Genomic DNA, 17351 nt, shown 5'->3' with positions numbered 1-17351 from the left:
AAAAACCGGATGGGCATCATCCGGTTTTTTAAGAAAGATTTTTTGGTTCAGGTTGGTCGGCCTATCCCTTCTGCATAAACCATTTGGCCATCACCTTATAGTTGATTTTGGTGCCGTGCATGAGAATGCCTACACGATAGATGCGCCCGGCCACCCACGTGGTGAACATGAACCCGCCAATGAGCGACACCATGGAAAGTGCAAGCTGCCATGCGGGCACACCAAACGCAATGCGCCCCATCATGGCAATGGGCGACGTGAACGGTATGATGGAAAGCCACACGCTGATGGAACTGTGCGGATCGTCAAGAATGAACGTGAACAATCCAAAGTAGGAAATCAGCAACGGTATGGTGATGGGAAACATAAACTGCTGTGCTTCTGCGGGACTATCGACCGCCGAACCCACGGCGGCAAACAATGCGCCATAGAGCAGGTATCCGCCAAGGAAGTAGAACAGGAAGTTGAAGATCACATAGCCAAACGGAATCTGCCACACCATTTCCATGAAGGACGTTATGTCGGGGCCCGCTTGCATGCCCGGATTGTTCTGCGCCATCTCGTTCATCATTTGCTGTTGCGGCATCTGCAACCCGAAGTAGGCCAACACCACCGACGACAACGTGGTGATGAGCACGATCCAGATCAGAAACTGAAGTAGCCCCACCGAAGCCAACCCGATAATTTTCCCCATCATGAGCTGGAAGGGCCGCACCGACGACACGATCACTTCCACCACCTTGCTGGTTTTTTCTTCGATGATGCCCTGCATGATCTGGGCACCATAAATAAAGATGAACATATACATCAGGATGCCCGCTGCCACGCCCACGCCCAACAACACTTTAGAGTTGGAGGCTTTCTCCTGCCCCGCGTCCGACACGTTCACGTTCGCGATGGAGATGTCGGTCTTCAAACTGTCGAGCACTTTTTGATCGATGCTGAACTTCTGCATCTTCAATTCCTTCACGCGATTGGCCATCATGCCTTCAATGTTGCCAATGTCGCTGGGGCTGGGATTCACTTTGGTGTAGAGCGTCAACCCGTTGGGATGCGACAACTCGAATTTCGGAATGTAGAGCAGGCCGTAATAGCTTTCCGAATGTTGAAAAGCTTTCTTTGCGTCGTCTACCGATCCATCAAATTTGCGGAACAAAAATTTGGAGCTGTCGGGCACAAAGAACCCGCTGTTGTCAACATACTGAATGACTTGTTTGGTGGCGTTCTTTTTTTGCTGAATGGAAACATACACCAACACCGCCATAATCGCCGGGAAGATGAGCGGTAGCAGAATCGTGGCGATCAAAAATGATTTTTTCTGAACACGGTTCAGAAACTCGCGCTGGATGATCAGGAATACTTTATTCATCGCTGCCTCCTTTCACCAGGGTAATGAATATTTCGCTCATGGTTGGTATTTTTTCAATAAAGCTGTGCACTTCCGTCACGGAAGTGAGGTCGCGTATGAGTTGGTTGGGCGACGAGATGTCTTTTGCTTTCACAACAGATCTGAAATAGTTGTCTTCCACATTCTTTTGTTCCACCAGCTCATAGTTGTCTGACGTGAGACTGAAGATGCCTTTGTGTTCCACCAGAAACGTGTTGCTCCGGTAGGTGTCTTTCACTTGTTTCTTCGAGCCTTCCAGAATTTTTTTGGATTTGTTGATGAGGGCGATGTGGTCGCAGAGATCCTCCACGGTTTCCATGCGGTGGGTGGAAAAGATAACGGTGCAGCCTTTTTCTTTCAGCTCCAGAATTTCTTTGGTGATGAGCTGGGCGTTCACGGGGTCGAATCCGGAAAAGGGTTCGTCGAGAATGATGAGCCGGGGCTCGTGCATCACCGTGCTGATGAACTGCACCTTTTGGGCCATGCCCTTGCTGAGGTCTTCCACCTTCTTGTTCCACCAGTCGGTGATTTCAAACTTGCGCATCCACGCCTTGCTTTTTTCGGAAGCGTCTTTGCGCGAAAGGCCTTTCAGCTGCGCGAGATACACAAGCTGCTCGCCCACTTTCAGTTTCTTATAGAGCCCGCGTTCTTCGGGCAGGTAGCCGATGGTGCCGATGTGTTTTTCCTGCAGCCGTTCACCAAACACGGTGATCTCGCCGCTGTCGGCATTGATAATTTGGTTGATGATGCGGATCAGCGTGGTTTTGCCCGCCCCGTTTGGCCCCAGAAGGCCAAAGATGGTTTGTTGCGGAATGGTTAAGCTGACCTGGTCGAGCGCCACATGGTTGGTGTAGCGTTTGGTGACATGATGCGCGGTGAGTGCGTCCACTGAGGTTTGGTTTTGTGCGAAATTAGTATCCAATCAACACTGGAAATTACAGAATTAAAGTATTCTCTTTGAAACATTAGTTTTTTCTAAACGATAACGGCTCATGTTTTCTGTGTTGCATCAACTGCTGGGCACCATCCGCCCGCTCACCGACCCGGAATGGTCAACGTTTGCAGCATGCCTGTCGGAACGCCGCTATGGTGCCAAGGCAAGGCTGCTGAACGAAGGTTTTGTCGCGGCTTGTTTTTTATTGTGCGCGGAGCCGTCCGTTCCTATGCCTTGAAAGAAGGTGTGGAGATCAGCCACCATTTTTATTTTGAAAACGATTTTGCCAGCGACTTCGAAAGCATCACGTTGCAGCAACCTTCGCGGCATGCGCTGGAAGCCCTCGAAGAAACAACGGTAATCTATTGCGACCGCGAAAAAATGTTGACGCTCTACAAACAGGCGACCGTGTTTGAGTCGATCGGCAAAACCATTGTTGAACAGATGATGATCCGGCAGAACGCCTACTCAAGTTTGTTCACCCTCTATGCACCGGCTGAACGTTATCAATTCATCCTGGAGCACCACCCCAACCTGGTTCAACGCGTGCCGCTGCAGCACCTGGCCACTTACCTTGGCGTGGCACGCGAAACCCTGAGCCGCATCCGGAAGCGGATACAATAGACAACCCCACATCGTTTTGTGACGATCGTCAAATGATGTGAGGCTATAGCCCCGTTTCTTTGTCATCAAAAAAAAACGCAATGGAAAACAAAATCATCGGGGTGATCGAGGCGTATGTCGCGGCCCTCACCCATCGTGACGTTGTGGGGATGTCGACGCTTCTTCACGCTCAGTTCAGCGTCATCACCAATGCCAGCACGGCGGGCCGCACATCGTTTCTTTCAAAAGGCGACTACCTGGCTTTGATCGAAACCAACAAAGCGGGTGGCGACACCTACGTCATCGCAGACGTGTCGGTGCAGGTCATGGGACCAACCGCTGTGGCGTCCTACACGCTTCAGGGAAAACAAACGGTGATGCATGTGTTTTTGCAGTTGGTTCAGGAGGGCGAAACGTGGTCGGTCGTCAGCAACATGCCGTTCGTGACGGCGTGTGCCCATGCCTGATAAAAACGAATGCGACTCTACGGGTAGTGGAGTCGTTGATTTGGGATGGAAAATGTTTGTGAGGTGCCTAGTGCGATTCGGCAGGCCGGAAGGTGATGTTGCCCATGGCCACGTCGAGATCGAACGTGAGGGAGTTCTTGGCGTCTTTGGTGTAGGCCGCGTTGGCAAACGTGCTGTCGCCGATTTTTTTAAGACCACCGGGAAGCTTCACGCTGCAAAGCCATGAATCTTTGATGTGCACCAGCACCGGGGTTTGATCGTTGGGCAGAATGATGAGGAGGTTTCCGGCGCCTACGCTGCCTTTCACGCGGTTGCTCACCAGGGGCTTGTTGCTGAAGTCGAGGGTCATGTTGCCAAAACCCACATCGGCCATCACCACGCGTGCACGTGAAAGATTGATGCTCTTCACATTGATCGAGCCCAGGTCCACTTTCACGGAGAACGTGTCCATGTCGATCTGGTTTTGGAGCGACGACGGGTAGCCTACGTTAACGTCGGCGCTGCCGGTGCTTATTTTCAGTTTTTTGATAGCCAGGCCGGAAAGATCCACATTGGCATTGCCCACGCCATAATTAAGCTCCAGAAAATAGGGCTTTGCATCGGTTAAGTACATCTTCCACAGCTTGTCGTTTTCGGGGGCTTCGGCAGAGGCGCCAAAGAAGCGGGCCGAAATGGTCTGGCTCAGGCCTTCCGATTGGGTTTCTTCCAGGTTAAGCAACACCTCACATGTTTTGCCTTTCACCTCCTTGCGGAAATTGTGGGCATAGTTGGTTTCGGTCTGATTGCTGAATACGTTAAGGATTTCGGGGTTGTGGGAGGGTTTTATAAAGCAATTGCCGCTATTGGCTTTCAGCGAAAGCCTGATGTTTTCGCAAGATTGGGAGTCTTCTACGGTGAATTGCTTCTTAATCTGCCCCAATGCCATCCCCACAAGTGCAACGCCGCAACATGTTAACCAAATCTTTTTCTGCATGACGAGTATTTACGGCCTTACCCTCTGAGGGTTACGGCGTGTAAGTTTAAAGGTGAAATAGTAAAAAAAAGACCCCGCTTACAGGGAGTAAACGGGGTCCATATCCAAAGGGTTGTTACTACATCAATTAAAAAATTCCTTCATTCGCTCGAAAAAGCCTTTTTCGTTTGCGTCAGGACTCGGTTCGAAGTTGGGGGAGGTGCGCAGGCTCTCCAATTTGGCCTTTTCTTCAGATGTCAGCTTTTTGGGCGTCCATACATTCACATAGATCAACTGGTCGCCGGTTTCATAGCCGTTGATGTCTTTCAGGCCTTTTCCGCGCAGGCGGAGGATTTTTCCGCTTTGGGTGCCGGGATCTATTTTGATCTTCACTTTGCCGCCCACCGAAGGCACTTCAATGCTGGTGCCGATGGCCGCGTCCACAAAGCTGATGTATAAATCATAGACAAGGTTGTTGCCGTCGCGTTTCAGCACTTTGTCTTCCTGTTCTTCGATGAGGATGAGCAGGTCGCCGGCCACGCCGCCCCCAGGGGCCTCGTTGCCTTTGCCCGACATAGACAACTGCATGCCATCGGCCACGCCGGCCGGAATTTTCACCGACAGAATTTCTTCTTTCGAAACCAGCCCGGAGCTGTCAACGCCCGCGGGACGTTTTTCGATTACCTGGCCCGAACCGTCGCAGGTAGGGCAGGTGCTGGCCGATACCATCTGGCCCAGCATGGTGTTCACCACTTTTCGAACCTGGCCCGCGCCCTGGCAGGTGGTGCACGTTTTGAACGTCACGCCCTCGGCCCGCATGAGGCGGTTCACTTTGATTTTCTTTTCCACACCGTTGGCCACTTCTTCGAGCGTAAGCTTCAGCTTGATGCGCAGGTTTGAACCTTTGCGCACCCGCTTGCCACCGCGGCTCGAGCTGCCACCAAAGAAACTTTCGAAGGGGCTGCCGCCACCTCCGCCACCGAAAATATCTCCAAACTGGCTGAAGATGTCCTCCATGTTCATTTCGTGGCCCCCAAACCCTCCGTTGCCCTGGCGGGCATGGCCAAAGCGATCGTATTTGGCGCGCTTGTCTGCATCGCTCAATATTTCATACGCTTCGGCGGCCTCTTTGAATTTGTCTTCGGCTTCCTTGTTGTCCGGATTTTTATCAGGGTGAAACTGAATGGCTACCTTGCGATAGGCCTTCTTGATTTCGTCGGCGGTGGCCGACTTGGTTACGCCCAGTATTTCGTAATAATCTCTTTTTGCTGACATGGAATTATAGATTGGATGATGGCCAGAGTGATTCGGATCAGGCTCCGATCACCACCTTGGCAAACCGTACTACTTTCTCGTTTAATAAATATCCTTTCTCAACCACGTCAACGATCTTTCCCTTCTGGGCTTCGTCGGGCACAGGAACCTGTGTGATGGCTTCGTGAAAGTCGGGATTGAATTCGCCGGGTATGGCTATCTCCATCACTTTCAGACCCGACTGTTCGAGGGTTTTCTTGAATTTGTTGGAGATCAGGAAAAAGCCTTCCAGCTCTTTGTCGTTTTTGTCTTTGAACGATTTTTCGGCGCGCTCAAAGTCGTCGGCTACGGGCAACAGCTTTTGCAGCAATTGCTCGTTGGCCGATTGAATGAGTTCGAGCTTTTCTTTGGCCGTGCGGCGTCTGAAATTGTCGAACTCCGAATAGAGGCGGATGTATTTGTCCTTTTGTTCTTCAAGCTCCTGCTGAAGCTTCGCGGCGGGGTCTTCTGCCGGTTTTTCGGCGGCGCCACCTTCTGTCTGTGCAGCTTCAGGTTGCGCTGCCACATTTTCCGCAGTCTCGCTATTTTCAGAGATGATTTCTTCGTTTTGGCTCATTTCGTTTTCATTTACAGTGTTTTCTCTAGTCATAAAGGCTGGAAAATTAACAAGGGGCAAATGTCAACAATTTTGCCAAAGGTATTTTAATGCCAGATTGGCATTTTCAGACGGGGTGGGCTGGCGTATTAGTGCAGGCTTTTCCAGATCAGGTCCTTCAGCTCCAAAAGCCCTTGCTGCGTGACCGACGAAATGAACACGACGGGCAGATCGGTGGGAACTTCTTTTTTAAGGGCCTCCTTCAGCTCGTCGTCGAGCATGTCGGACTTGGAGATGGCCAGCAGGCGCTTTTTGTCGAGGAGCTCGGGGTTGTATTTGCGCAGTTCGTTGAGGAGAATGTCATATTCCGCACGAATGTCTTTGGCATCGGCCGGAATGAGGAACAGGAGAAGCGAGTTGCGTTCGATGTGACGGAGAAAACGAATGCCTAGGCCTTTGCCTTCGGCGGCACCTTCAATGATGCCCGGTATGTCGGCCATCACAAAAGACAAGTCGTTGCGATAAGAAACCACGCCCAGGTTTGGGGTGAGTGTTGTGAAAGGGTAGTCGCCGATTTTGGGTTTGGCGGCCGACACCACCGACAGCAGTGTTGACTTGCCTGCGTTTGGAAACCCCACAAGGCCCACGTCGGCCAGCAGTTTTAGTTCGAGCACGATCCATTCTTCCTTGCCCGGCTCGCCGGGTTGAGCATGCTGGGGTGCCTGGTTGGTGGAGGTGGCAAAGTGCGCATTGCCCTTGCCGCCGCGACCACCCGGAGTGAGGATGTATTCTTTGCCGTCTTCGGTGATTTCGAAAAGTATGTCGTCGGAGTCGGCGCGCTTGGCCACGGTGCCCAGTGGAACGTCGATGATCTCGTCTTTGCCGTCCATGCCGGTGCGGTCCTGCTCTTCGCCGCGGTTGCCGTTGGTGGCGATCACGTGCTTGCGATATTTCAAGTGCAGCAGCGTCCAGTGCTGGGCGTTGCCTCTCAGGATCACATGGCCTCCACGGCCTCCGTTGCCCCCGTCAGGGCCACCGTGTTGTATGAATTTTTCGCGGTGAAAATGTAAATAGCCCGCGCCACCGTGTCCTGACCGGGAACAAAATTTAATGTAGTCAATGAAGTTGGGAGAAGACACGGTGCGCTATGGGTTCTGTTCGTAAGTAGGAGTAGTGAATGCTTTTGCTGGTGCGGAAAATCAATCCTACAGCAAAAGGCTTTTGTCGATTTCGCGGCAAAGGTTCGCGAAGATGCTGGCCTCTTCGCCCACACCTACAATCGACGAATATTTGCCATGTTTTTTATAGTAGTCGGCTACCGAAAGGGTTTCCGCTTTGTATACGTTGATCCGGTTTTCAATCACTTCGGGCTTCGCGTCGTCGGGGCGGTTTTCTTTGATGGCGCGTTTGGCGAGGCGTGTCTTCAGTTCATCTTCAGGCACCACCAATTCGATAAGCACTTTGATGGGAGCGCCCTTTGCGCCAAGCAGTTTGTCTAACGCTTCGGCTTGGGGTTTTGTGCGGGGAAAGCCGTCGAAGATGATGCCGGCAATGTTGCCACTCTCTTTAATCTTGTCGTCCACCATGTCAATCACCACTTGGTCAGGCACCAGATCGCCCTTCGACATATACGATTGAGCAAGCTTGCCCAGGGGCGTTCCCTCCTTCAAATGTTTCCGGAACAAGTCGCCGGTGGAGATGTGCATCAGGGAATATTTTTCTATGATTTTAGCACTTTGTGTGCCTTTGCCTGCGCCGGGGGGGCCGAAGAGAATAAGGTTGATCATGTGAGCGTTGTCGTTTACGTTAAAAAAAGTGTGGTTTGGTTTTCATCAAGCTGACGAAGATAAGGAATGAAAATTCGAATTACGAATGGGTTATCCGAATTTTAAGATGCCTTATACACATCTTTCAGGTTGCGGCCAAGGCCGTCGTAGTCCAACCCATAGCCCAGCACAAACTCGTTTTCAATTTCGAATCCCACATATTTCACGTCCACCATTTTTTCGCGGGCGGGTTGTTTGCGAAGCAGGGCAACTACTTCAACAGACTTTGTGCCCAGGCTCTTCAACTCTTCCACGATCTTTTGCAACGTGAGGCCCGTATCAACAATGTCTTCTACAATGATGATGTCCTGGTTGAATAAACTTTCTTCCAGGCCGATCAGCGTCTTCATTTGTCCCGAACTGGCCGTGCCCACATAGGACGAAATTTTCACAAACGACACTTTGCACGGCACTTCAATTTGTTTGATGAGGTCGGCCGCAAAAATGAACGAGCCGTTGAGGATAGGCAAAAACACAGGCGATTTGCCCTGGTAGTCGGCGTTTATGGTTTCCGCCAGCGCTTTAACCTGTTGCTGAATTTTCGACTTGTTAATGAACTGCTTGAACTCTAAATCCTTGATCTGCATAATGCTTCCCGGCTAAGGGAGTGCAAAAATAGCAGAATCTTAGAATTTGAAAGCGATTACATTTTGAGATTCGCTCTTCCATGCAAAAAGCCCGAAACACACCACCACAGCGGCATAAAAGAAAAGCCTAACGCCCAATAGACAGCGTTAAAAACGAGTTGTGAATACGTAATTAAGGAGATCGCTATCCATGACCGGGCTGGCCTTTAGGCTCATAGCGGTAGTGACCGGTGATGGCATACGTGAACAAACAATCAGACAGTTCCTGGCCACGGCCAATGTTGTGCACAACAAGTGGCGCTCCTTCTGAAGATTTTTCACCCACCACAATGCCGATGCCCCACACCGCCACCGAGGTCCCATGTCACAATGTCGCCCGGAGCATAGTCGCCGGCATTTTTGGTGATTTTTATTTCTGTGCCGAAGCGTTTGAAGAACGTCATGAGGTTGGGCACGCGCCGGTGATCGATGTTGGTATCGGTGCCCTTCATGCCCCAACGCTGGGGGTACAGCTTGAAATGCGCTTTCATGTCCACGTGAACTTCTTTCTGAAGATCGATGCCCACCTTGCGGTAGGCGCGGATCACCACGTCGGTGCACACACCTTTGCCGGTCGGCACATCGCCATTGGGATAGGGAATTGAAAAGTATGCAGGATCATACTGCACAGTGTCGTGGGTGAGCGCCAGGGCCGCGCGCGAAAGTTTGATGTTGAACTTTTCATCGCCAACAACGAGCGCCACCAGCAAAAACGTTAATCGAAAAATCATGCCTTAGGTTTTAATCTTTGACAAAACGAAAATTTGAGTTGGCGTTGGATCGCCGTCCACGATTTTATTTTCTTACGAAGAATGAGGATGCCGGAACACGAACGTTTATAAATCTTTCATCAACCACCCATACAACTTAATCATCGATTCAATATCATCCTTGTGCACTTTCTCATGAGGCGTGTGTGCATCTTGTTCGGGCGCCCCCACAAAACACCAGTCGAATGGATAGGGCGCCACTTGCAATTCCCGGCCGTCGCTCGAGCCCATGCCTTCCACTTCCAATTGATGCGCCACTTTTCTTTTCCGGGCAATGGCAATGATGCGGTCCACAAAGCTTCGCCGTGGAAGATTCCGGTCGCGCATCGAAATGGCAACGCCCTTGCCGTGCGCCACGCCATCCGAAACCCACGTGATGTCGCTCACCAGCGCTTGCCGCACGTTCCATTTTTCATAGATAAATTTTGCGAGATAAGGCACCGAGCCTCCGCCGTGTTCTTCCCAGCAACTGAAAACGATCACACCGTCTTTCAACGTCTCGGCAACTTTCAGCGCGTTATATACTCCCAGACGGTTGTCGAGGTAGGGTGTTTGAATAAAATTTTTGGTGTCGCGAAAATCAATCTTGTAGGTCAGCTCTGTGCCGCGGTCAATTTGTCGTCCGAATTTGTAGAACGCATGATGGTCGTTGTCAAACTCAAGCTCACATTCAATGGGACCTTGCGAGTCTTCGCCCACCAGCCAGGTGCCGGGCGGTGCGTCGGGACTTCCGATGGGTAGCAGTTGATTCATGTAGCGCACCGTGAACCCGATGCTGTCGATGTGTGCGAAGATGGCCGTGCGGGGTTTGCCAAACTTGAGGATGATGCAATCCTGAAAATCGTCGCCCGCGAAAACTTCGGGTTGTGTTTTCCACTTCTTTTTTTCTTTGGCGATATACTTCAGGAGGAACTGCGTCATGCCTACTTCATTTCCGGAGGGCGCGTGCACTTCGCACAGTTGTTTTAAGAGCTTCATGGTTTCTTTTTTGACGCGGGGGTGAATGACATCCGCAAAGAGGTGTGTTTCTTTTTGGATTTGATAGTTAGTCCCACAACTTTATTCTAAATTTTCGTTAGAAAAAAGTCGCCTTATGCTTTTTAATTTGAGTGAACGGAATTCCATCGCGAATCATTTTTTAGCCGAGCTTCGCGACAAGCAAATCCAGAAGGACCGGTTGAGGTTCAGAAAAAACGCACAGCGTCTCGGGCAGATCATGGCCTACGAAATTTCACAGAAGATGCACTATGGCACCGCCCGCGTAGAAACGCCGTTGGGCTCATCCACCATTCCACGCATGGCACAACCGCCGGTGCTCATCACCATCATGCGGGCGGGGTTGCCTTACTTTCAGGGCTTTCTCGATTTCTTTGACCGGTCCGACGCCGGCTTTGTGGGCGCCTATCGCCAGGAAGGACACGAAGAAATTTTTGTTAACCTGGATTATGTGGCCACCCCAACCCTGGCAGGAAGGGAAGTGATTCTGGTCGACCCCATGCTGGCCACCGGCAAATCTATTGTGCGTGCGGTTGATGCCTTGGTGAAGAATGGCAAACCCTCTCATCTATACATCGCGTCGCTGGTGAGTGTGCCCGAAGGCATATCGCATGTGGGCCAACACGTTGACGTGCCCCACTCGCTGTGGACATGCGCCATCGACGAACATTTGAACGACCAGTTCTATATTGTGCCGGGTTTGGGCGATGCGGGCGACCTGAGCTTTGGTGAAAAGTTATAGCACATGTATTCAAAAGAAATTCGCAGCTTTAGGGCATTATGTGGGAGGAGATACTAAAAGCTATACCAGTATATTTTGCCAGCATGCTGAAATTCATCTTTGGCCCGTTGGCTGGCTATGCGTCGCAGCTCAACATGGTCACCACCATTCTGGCCACGGTGGCGGGCATGATGACTGTGGTGGTGTCGCTCACCTATTTTGGAAACTGGATGAAAGAAAAAGTTTTCTCCCGCATTTTTAAGAAACGCAACCGCTTCACGTCCAACAACCGCAAGTTTGTGGGCATCTGGAAAAAGTATGGACTGGTTGGTGTGGCGGCATTAACGCCCATCTTACTCACTCCCATCGGCGGCACATTGCTGGCCGTGAGCTCGGGCAGTCCAAAAGAAAAAATAATTGTCTACATGTTTGTGAGCGCCGCGTTGTGGTCGGTGATTTTTAGTGGCGCGATATATTTCTTTGGCAACAAGGTGTTGCCCGACTTTGTGCAATAAAGAGTTCACGTTACGCCGGCATTTGTTCGTCGGGAAGAATCTCGATGTCGCGAATCAAAACTCTCTTCGCGATGGCTTGTCCGGTTTTGGTGGCGGCTAATCCTCCCAGGGCAGTTTCTTTATAGCGCGTTTCCATGCTGGCGCCAATTTCGCCCATCGCTTCAATCACTTCGTCAACAGGAATAACGCTGCTCACATCGGCCAATGCAATTTGTGCCGAGCTGTTGGCGATGGCTGCCGCGCTGGCATTGCGCACCACGCACGGAATTTCCACCAGTCCTGCCACAGGATCACACACCAGCCCCAGCATACACTGAACCGTGATGGCCACGCCGTTGAAAATCTGTTCGGTGTTGCCATCCAGACAATAGACAATGGCCCCGGCTCCCATGGCGGCGGCGGTTCCCGTTTCGGCCTGGCATCCGCCCACGGCTCCGGCGATGGAAGCCTTCTGCTCCATGATCAGCGCGATGCCCGCCGAGATCAACATGGCATCGATAATTTTAGAATCTTCAATCTGATGAATTTCCTGAAGCGTGTAGAGCACACCCGGCATGATGCCACTGGCGCCTGCCGTGGGCGCGGCCACCACACGACCCATGCACGAGTTCACTTCCTTGGCTGCCAACGCGCGCGCAATGAGCTGCTGAAATTCGCGCGACAGCACAGCCTTTGGATAGCGATACACTTTTTTCGCGCCGTTGTTGATCATGCCCGAGCGCGATGTCATGTCTTCTTCCAGGCCAGTATGCACGGCATCTTTCATCACAAGCCAGGCTTTCATCAAACCTTTCCGCGTGTCGTCGGCGTTGTGGCCTTTTTGCGTTTCTTCATACTCAAGCACAACATCCACCAGCGACAGGTGTTGTTCGTCGCTATATTTTTTCCAGCCTTCAAACGAGTCGAAGAGAAATGCCATAGGTATTTGAAATTAGGTAAGGACCGGAGGGTTTTTGCCTCGTAAAATTCTTCTATTTGTGGTCAATTTCAAACGATTGTGAACACTAATTCGTTCTCAAAATCACGGATTAAGGTTTTTATAAGTCAGCGTCTTGGTTTTACTTTGAGAAGCATGAAGAAACTTCTGTTAGCACTGTTGTTGGGAGGGAGCGTTTGCGCGTTTGCCCAGGAAAATTTCTGGACAACGCTGGCGGAGGTGGGCTTCGAAAACCGGAAGGACAAAGACGGCTACGAGGTGGAGGTACCCTTGTTCAGCAAACACCTCAAAACGTTTCAGGGTAAGAAGATCAAAATCAAAGGTTATGTCATTCCCCTTGCCGAAGTGGGCGATCAGTCGCGCTTCATGCTCTCGGCGCTTCCCTTCAACCTCTGCTATTTCTGCGGCGCCGCCGGACCTGAAACGGTGATGGAGATCGATTCATCAGAAAAAATTAAGTTTACATCCAAAGCCATCGTGATGGAAGGCGTGCTCATTCTGAATGACAAAGACCCCAACCATCACATGTACATTTTGAAATCAGCTCATTTAACCAACTGATATCTTTATCCGTTCACATGCTAAAAATGCATTCATGAAAAAAACACTACTCCTGCTTTTCTCGTTCATCACAGTCGGTGCCGTGGCGCAATCCACAGACGAATCGGCCATCAAACAAATTTTTGATAAGGAACTCGTGGATGGAAAATCCTATCCGTGGCTCGAATACCTCACCACGCGTGTTGGTTCCAGACTCACGGGTTCGCCTGGTGCGGCAGCGGGTGTGGAGTGGAGCCGTCACGAACTTGAAAATGTGGCCGACTCGGTTTGGCTTCAACCGGTGATGGTGCCTCATTGGCTTCGCGGCCAGCAGGAAGTGGGACGAATTTTGAATACAAAAAAATCGGGCCCCATCGATGTGAATGTTTGCGCGCTAGGAAATTCTGTGGGCACCGGCCCCGGCGGCGTGACCGGTGTGATTCTTGAAGTGAAAAACTTTGACGATCTGAAAAAGCTGGGCGAGAAAAACATAAAAGGCAAAATCATATTCTTCAACCGCCCCATGGACCCTACCAAAGTTGATGCGTTTGAGGCGTATGGTGGTGCCGTTGATCAGCGCGCCTTTGGTGCGTCAGAAGCTGCCAAGTTTGGTGCGGTGGGTGTGGTGGTGCGCTCCATGGGCTTGAACCAGGAAGACTATCCTCACACGGGCGCCTTGCGCTACACTCCCAACGTTCCAAAAATTCCCGCCATTGCCATCAGCACCAAACATGCCGAACGCCTCAGCAAATTGATTAAGGAAGAAAAGGAAGTGCAGTTCTATTTCGAAACACATTGCGAAATGCTCCCTGACGCGCCGTCGTTCAATGTGATCGGCGAAATTAAAGGCTATGAATATCCCGACGAGATCATTGTGGTGGGTGGCCACCTCGATTCGTGGGATCTGGCACAGGGTGCTCACGACGATGGCGCTGGCTGTGTTCAGGCCATGGAAGTGTTGCGTCTCTTTAAAATAATGGGCATCAAACCCAAGCGAACCATTCGCGCCGTGATGTTCATGAATGAGGAAAACGGTTTGCGTGGAGGATTAGAGTATGCCAAACAGGCGGAGCTTAAAAAAGAAAAACACATTGCGGCCATCGAGTCCGATCGTGGTGGTTTTGCACCAAGAGGATTTTCGATGAGTGCAACGGAAGCGGTGAAGACAAAAGTGAAAAGCTGGAAGCCCCTGCTCGAACCTTATGGACTCACCGACTTTAACCAGGAGAGTGGTGGTGCCGACATCGGACCGTTGGCTCCGCAGGGCGTTGCCGTCTTTGAATACCTGCCCGATTCACAACGCTACTTCGACTATCACCACACTCCCGAAGACACCATCGACAAAGTGAGCAAACGCGAACTCGAACTTGGCGCGGCATCCATGACGGCCCTGGTGTATCTGATTGATAAGTACGGATTCTAGAAAACAAAAAAAATAAACGCGTGGCCCTGATGTTCAAACTTCGGGGCCACGCGTTTTTTAAACAGGTTAGTTGTACGTCAACACATCCAGCACAATTTTCCAGTCCTTGTTCTTTTCTTTTTTCCAGACGCGCAGATACGTTGCTTTCTTTTGAACAGGCTCACCTTTCACGCTCACATTCACATCGGCCGTGCCATACACATAGCCCAGGTCGCCCGATGACGCAACACCTCCGTCTACAGCATGCAGGTTTGCAGGCTTGGGATGAGCACTGTCGAAGTAACGCTGTTGGGTTTCTTTAGACACGAACGGGAACTCACCTTCACGCGACAAGCGCAGTTCGCCGGAGCCGTATTTTTTGTAGGCCGAAGTTTCTTTGATAACATACTCCTTTAGAAAAGCAGCATCCACCTCGAGCAGGGTTGAGGTTGTGGTGTTTCCGTTGGAAGCTGAGGCTGTCAACGGCAGTTGCGTAGTAGACAAGGTTGTTTTTTTGGCAGGCGCGCCGTGACGAATGCCGATGTCAAGAATGTTTTTCCAGGTGCCGTCCGGTTGTTTTTTCCAGAGCGAATGAAACTCGCCAAACGCCACAGCTTTGTCGTCGGTGGGCTGAACGCGAAACTCCCACGGGCCGGTGTTGTAGCCCATGTCGCCCGAAGCGGCGATGTCGCAAAATGCAACTTCCCACCATAGCCATCCCGGCGATACGGGCTGGCTGCGGATGCCGTCTTTGCCTTTCGTCGGGCCATCGGGTCCTGTTGTCACGGCGTCGTCGCTCAGAAAATGCAGGAAGGCGTCGCGTGTGTTTTCATCTTTGGCCATCTTAATAAACGCGCGCTCTGCATCCACCATGGCTTGCAGATTGGCATTTTGAAGTTGTGCCCGAAGCATGGGCGACACGGTGAGCAGTAATAAAATAATAAAGAGACGCATGTGATCAGCGGTTGGGTTGTGGTGTCAAGTTACCATTTCACATCCTCCGAACGAAGGTCGATACATCCTCCGGGTCACGGTATTTTTTTGGGGCATAAACTACGTACATCGTATGGGCAAAAAACGTATCAACATAAGTGTGAAAGCAACATTTATTTGACTGAATCGTTGTGAAGCAGTCGGCATTTCAGTATTTTTTCTTCGCAATATTAGTATCGTTGCGAATACCTATGAGAAAATTCTTTACCGACAACGGCGTTGTCATCATTATCGGATTGGCCCTGGCCGCCAGCACCATCTTCGCCATCCGCAACCACTACATCATTCAACAGAACACTGCTCTGCAAAAACAAACCGAGCTGGTCACGCAGCGCACGCAGCAAATTCTCAGCAACATCATGCACGGCCTCGACCTTGGCGTGCGCGGGTTTGCCCTGGTGAAGGAAGAAAGTTTGTTGCGCCCCTACAACGAGGCAACCGTTTCTAACGCCGGAATATTTCACCAGCTGGACTCGCTGTTAAAGAAGCAAGCCTATGACGACCTCGGCGCATTGAACGACCTGAAGAAAGAAGTGGACAGCTACATCGCGTTCAGCAAACAAATGGTAGAGCACGCCCGCGTCGACAGCATGACCACATTTGTCGACATGTTGAAGCAAGACAAAGGGTATGATGTGTGGAAAAAGTATGATGCCTTCTCGCGTCCGCTGCTGGCGTTCGAAAATGAATTAAATCAAAAAGCCATAGCCGACTACAATGCTGCCATGCGCAACAACCTGGTGTTGCAGCTCACCATTGTGCTGCTGGCGTTGCCCATCCTCGTGTTGTTTGTGAAGCGCGTCAGAAAAGAACGCGAAGCCCGGCACAAGCTGCTGATGGAAGTGGAGGAAAACGATCGAAAGTATGTGTTCAACACAGGCGAACGAACCGACACCTCTGCCGAAGCCATCAACGATTCCTCTATCCGAAACGTGCGCATGGCCTCAGACTTCATCAAAAACATGACAAAGGGAAACTATGAGGTGAACTGGGATGGACTCACAGAAAGCAACGCATCCCTCAACACCGACACCCTGGCCGGCAACCTGTTGCAAATGCGCGAGCAACTGAAGAAACTGAAAGTGGAAGACGAAAAACGCAACTGGATGAACGAAGGCCTCGCCACGTTTTCGGAAATGGTGCGCAACCACCAGCACGACAACACCCTGCTGGCCGAAAAGTGCGTGTCTTACCTCGTGAAATATCTCAACGCCCAGCAAGGCAGCCTGTTTGTGATTGAAGGCGAAGAAGGCGATACCTACCTCGAACTGAAAGCCTGCTTTGCCTTCGACAAAAAGAAATGGATCGAAAAACGCATCGACATCGGCAACGGTCTTGTGGGGCAGGCTTTCCTGGAAGGCGACACCATTCAGCTGAAAGAAATTCCGCAAGGCTACACCTCCATCACTTCCGGGCTAGGCGACGCCACACCCCGCCACCTGGTCATTGTTCCGTTGAAGTATGATGTCACCACCGTGGCCATTTTGGAACTTGCGTCGTTTCGCGATTTCGAAGAACACCACATTCTGTTTTTGAAAAAGGCCGGCGAGTTTTTGGCATCGGCCATTCTCAGCTCGCAGAACACCTCCAAGATGAAGCACCTGCTGGAGCAGGCCAAGATCACCGAAGAGCAAATGCGCCAGCGCGAAGAAGAGATGCGTCAAAACATGGAAGAGCTCCAGGCCACGCAGGAAGAACTGGTGCGCAAGGAACGCGAAATGCAAAAGCGCATGGTTGGAGAACTTTCCAACAATTGATTCGAAACAATATCGAGCATAAAAAAAGAGACCGGCCTTCACGACCGGTCTCTTTTCAATTTTATGAATGCGGTTG

18 protein-coding genes and 1 pseudogene are annotated in these 17351 nt (G+C 51.1%); 7 read left to right on the top strand and 12 right to left on the bottom strand.

All coding sequences use genetic code 11. The annotated features are described in order from the left end of the window. Positions 1 to 61: 61 nt before the first annotated feature. Positions 62 to 1369, bottom strand: coding sequence for an ABC transporter permease (locus JI741_RS18985; RefSeq protein WP_202012575.1), 1308 nt, complete (start codon positions 1367 to 1369; stop codon positions 62 to 64). Further along, positions 1362 to 2276: an ABC transporter ATP-binding protein gene (locus tag JI741_RS18980; protein WP_202012573.1), complete on the bottom strand. Its 915-nt coding sequence runs from the start codon at positions 2274 to 2276 to the stop codon at positions 1362 to 1364. The genes JI741_RS18985 and JI741_RS18980 overlap by 8 nt, the downstream gene beginning before the upstream one ends. A 177-nt stretch (positions 2277 to 2453) precedes the next feature. Between JI741_RS18980 and JI741_RS18975 the strand changes: the two genes are divergently transcribed. Next, positions 2454 to 2945, top strand: coding sequence for a Crp/Fnr family transcriptional regulator (locus JI741_RS18975; protein ID WP_202012571.1), 492 nt, complete (start codon positions 2454 to 2456; stop codon positions 2943 to 2945). A gap of 80 nt (positions 2946 to 3025) precedes the next feature. Beyond that, entirely contained in the window at positions 3026 to 3391 is a 366-nt protein-coding gene (locus JI741_RS18970; protein WP_202012569.1) for a nuclear transport factor 2 family protein, read from the top strand. A 67-nt stretch (positions 3392 to 3458) separates the two neighbouring features. Here JI741_RS18970 and JI741_RS18965 read toward each other — a convergent pair whose 3' ends face one another. The 8 genes and pseudogenes from JI741_RS18965 to JI741_RS18930 all read right to left on the bottom strand — a co-directional run bounded on the left by JI741_RS18965 (position 3459) and on the right by JI741_RS18930 (position 10392). Then, entirely contained in the window at positions 3459 to 4364 is a 906-nt protein-coding gene (locus tag JI741_RS18965) for a toast rack family protein (RefSeq protein WP_202012567.1), read from the bottom strand. A gap of 123 nt (positions 4365 to 4487) precedes the next feature. Further along, positions 4488 to 5618, bottom strand: coding sequence for a molecular chaperone DnaJ (dnaJ, locus tag JI741_RS18960; protein ID WP_202012565.1), 1131 nt, complete (start codon positions 5616 to 5618; stop codon positions 4488 to 4490). A gap of 37 nt (positions 5619 to 5655) precedes the next feature. Continuing rightward, positions 5656 to 6213, bottom strand: a complete 558-nt coding sequence (locus JI741_RS18955; RefSeq protein WP_236676162.1) for a nucleotide exchange factor GrpE — start codon at positions 6211 to 6213, stop codon at positions 5656 to 5658. 128 nt (positions 6214 to 6341) lie between these two features. Then, entirely contained in the window at positions 6342 to 7331 is a 990-nt protein-coding gene (obgE, locus tag JI741_RS18950) for a GTPase ObgE (protein WP_202012561.1), read from the bottom strand. 66 nt (positions 7332 to 7397) lie between these two features. Continuing rightward, positions 7398 to 7979 carry an adenylate kinase gene (locus JI741_RS18945; protein ID WP_202012558.1) on the bottom strand — a complete coding sequence of 194 codons (582 nt, stop codon included), beginning with the start codon at positions 7977 to 7979 and terminating at the stop codon, positions 7398 to 7400. Between the two features lie 101 nt (positions 7980 to 8080). Beyond that, on the bottom strand, positions 8081 to 8605 hold the full coding sequence (hpt, locus tag JI741_RS18940; protein WP_202012556.1) for a hypoxanthine phosphoribosyltransferase: 525 nt from the start codon (positions 8603 to 8605) through the stop codon (positions 8081 to 8083). A gap of 184 nt (positions 8606 to 8789) precedes the next feature. Then, a pseudogene (locus JI741_RS18935) lies at positions 8790 to 9375 on the bottom strand (DUF1287 domain-containing protein). 105 nt (positions 9376 to 9480) lie between these two features. Further along, positions 9481 to 10392, bottom strand: a complete 912-nt coding sequence (locus tag JI741_RS18930) for a M20/M25/M40 family metallo-hydrolase (RefSeq protein ID WP_202012554.1) — start codon at positions 10390 to 10392, stop codon at positions 9481 to 9483. A gap of 115 nt (positions 10393 to 10507) precedes the next feature. On the opposite strand from JI741_RS18930, the gene upp reads away from it, so the two are divergent. Then, positions 10508 to 11152 carry a uracil phosphoribosyltransferase gene (gene upp, locus JI741_RS18925; RefSeq protein ID WP_202012552.1) on the top strand — a complete coding sequence of 215 codons (645 nt, stop codon included), beginning with the start codon at positions 10508 to 10510 and terminating at the stop codon, positions 11150 to 11152. 83 nt (positions 11153 to 11235) lie between these two features. Further along, positions 11236 to 11646: a hypothetical protein gene (locus tag JI741_RS18920; RefSeq protein ID WP_236676161.1), complete on the top strand. Its 411-nt coding sequence runs from the start codon at positions 11236 to 11238 to the stop codon at positions 11644 to 11646. A 10-nt stretch (positions 11647 to 11656) separates the two neighbouring features. Here JI741_RS18920 and sdaAA read toward each other — a convergent pair whose 3' ends face one another. After that, on the bottom strand, positions 11657 to 12565 hold the full coding sequence (sdaAA, locus tag JI741_RS18915; protein ID WP_202012549.1) for an L-serine ammonia-lyase, iron-sulfur-dependent, subunit alpha: 909 nt from the start codon (positions 12563 to 12565) through the stop codon (positions 11657 to 11659). 153 nt (positions 12566 to 12718) lie between these two features. On the opposite strand from sdaAA, the gene JI741_RS18910 reads away from it, so the two are divergent. After that, positions 12719 to 13144: a hypothetical protein gene (locus JI741_RS18910; protein ID WP_202012547.1), complete on the top strand. Its 426-nt coding sequence runs from the start codon at positions 12719 to 12721 to the stop codon at positions 13142 to 13144. A 34-nt stretch (positions 13145 to 13178) separates the two neighbouring features. After that, the gene (locus tag JI741_RS18905; protein WP_202012545.1) at positions 13179 to 14546 is read left to right on the top strand and encodes a M20/M25/M40 family metallo-hydrolase; all 1368 of its coding nucleotides are present in this window, start codon (positions 13179 to 13181) and stop codon (positions 14544 to 14546) included. A 66-nt stretch (positions 14547 to 14612) separates the two neighbouring features. Here the strand turns inward: JI741_RS18905 and JI741_RS18900 are convergent, their stop codons facing one another. After that, the gene (locus tag JI741_RS18900) at positions 14613 to 15479 is read right to left on the bottom strand and encodes a nuclear transport factor 2 family protein (protein WP_202012543.1); all 867 of its coding nucleotides are present in this window, start codon (positions 15477 to 15479) and stop codon (positions 14613 to 14615) included. 230 nt (positions 15480 to 15709) lie between these two features. On the opposite strand from JI741_RS18900, the gene JI741_RS18895 reads away from it, so the two are divergent. After that, positions 15710 to 17275: a GAF domain-containing protein gene (locus tag JI741_RS18895; RefSeq protein WP_202012541.1), complete on the top strand. Its 1566-nt coding sequence runs from the start codon at positions 15710 to 15712 to the stop codon at positions 17273 to 17275. The last annotated feature ends 76 nt before the right edge of the window (positions 17276 to 17351 follow it).

Source organism: Chryseolinea lacunae (assembly GCF_016735595.1).
GTDB classification, from domain to species: Bacteria; Bacteroidota; Bacteroidia; order Cytophagales; family Cyclobacteriaceae; genus Chryseolinea; species Chryseolinea lacunae.
This window is presented reverse-complemented; position numbering and strand designations above follow the sequence as displayed.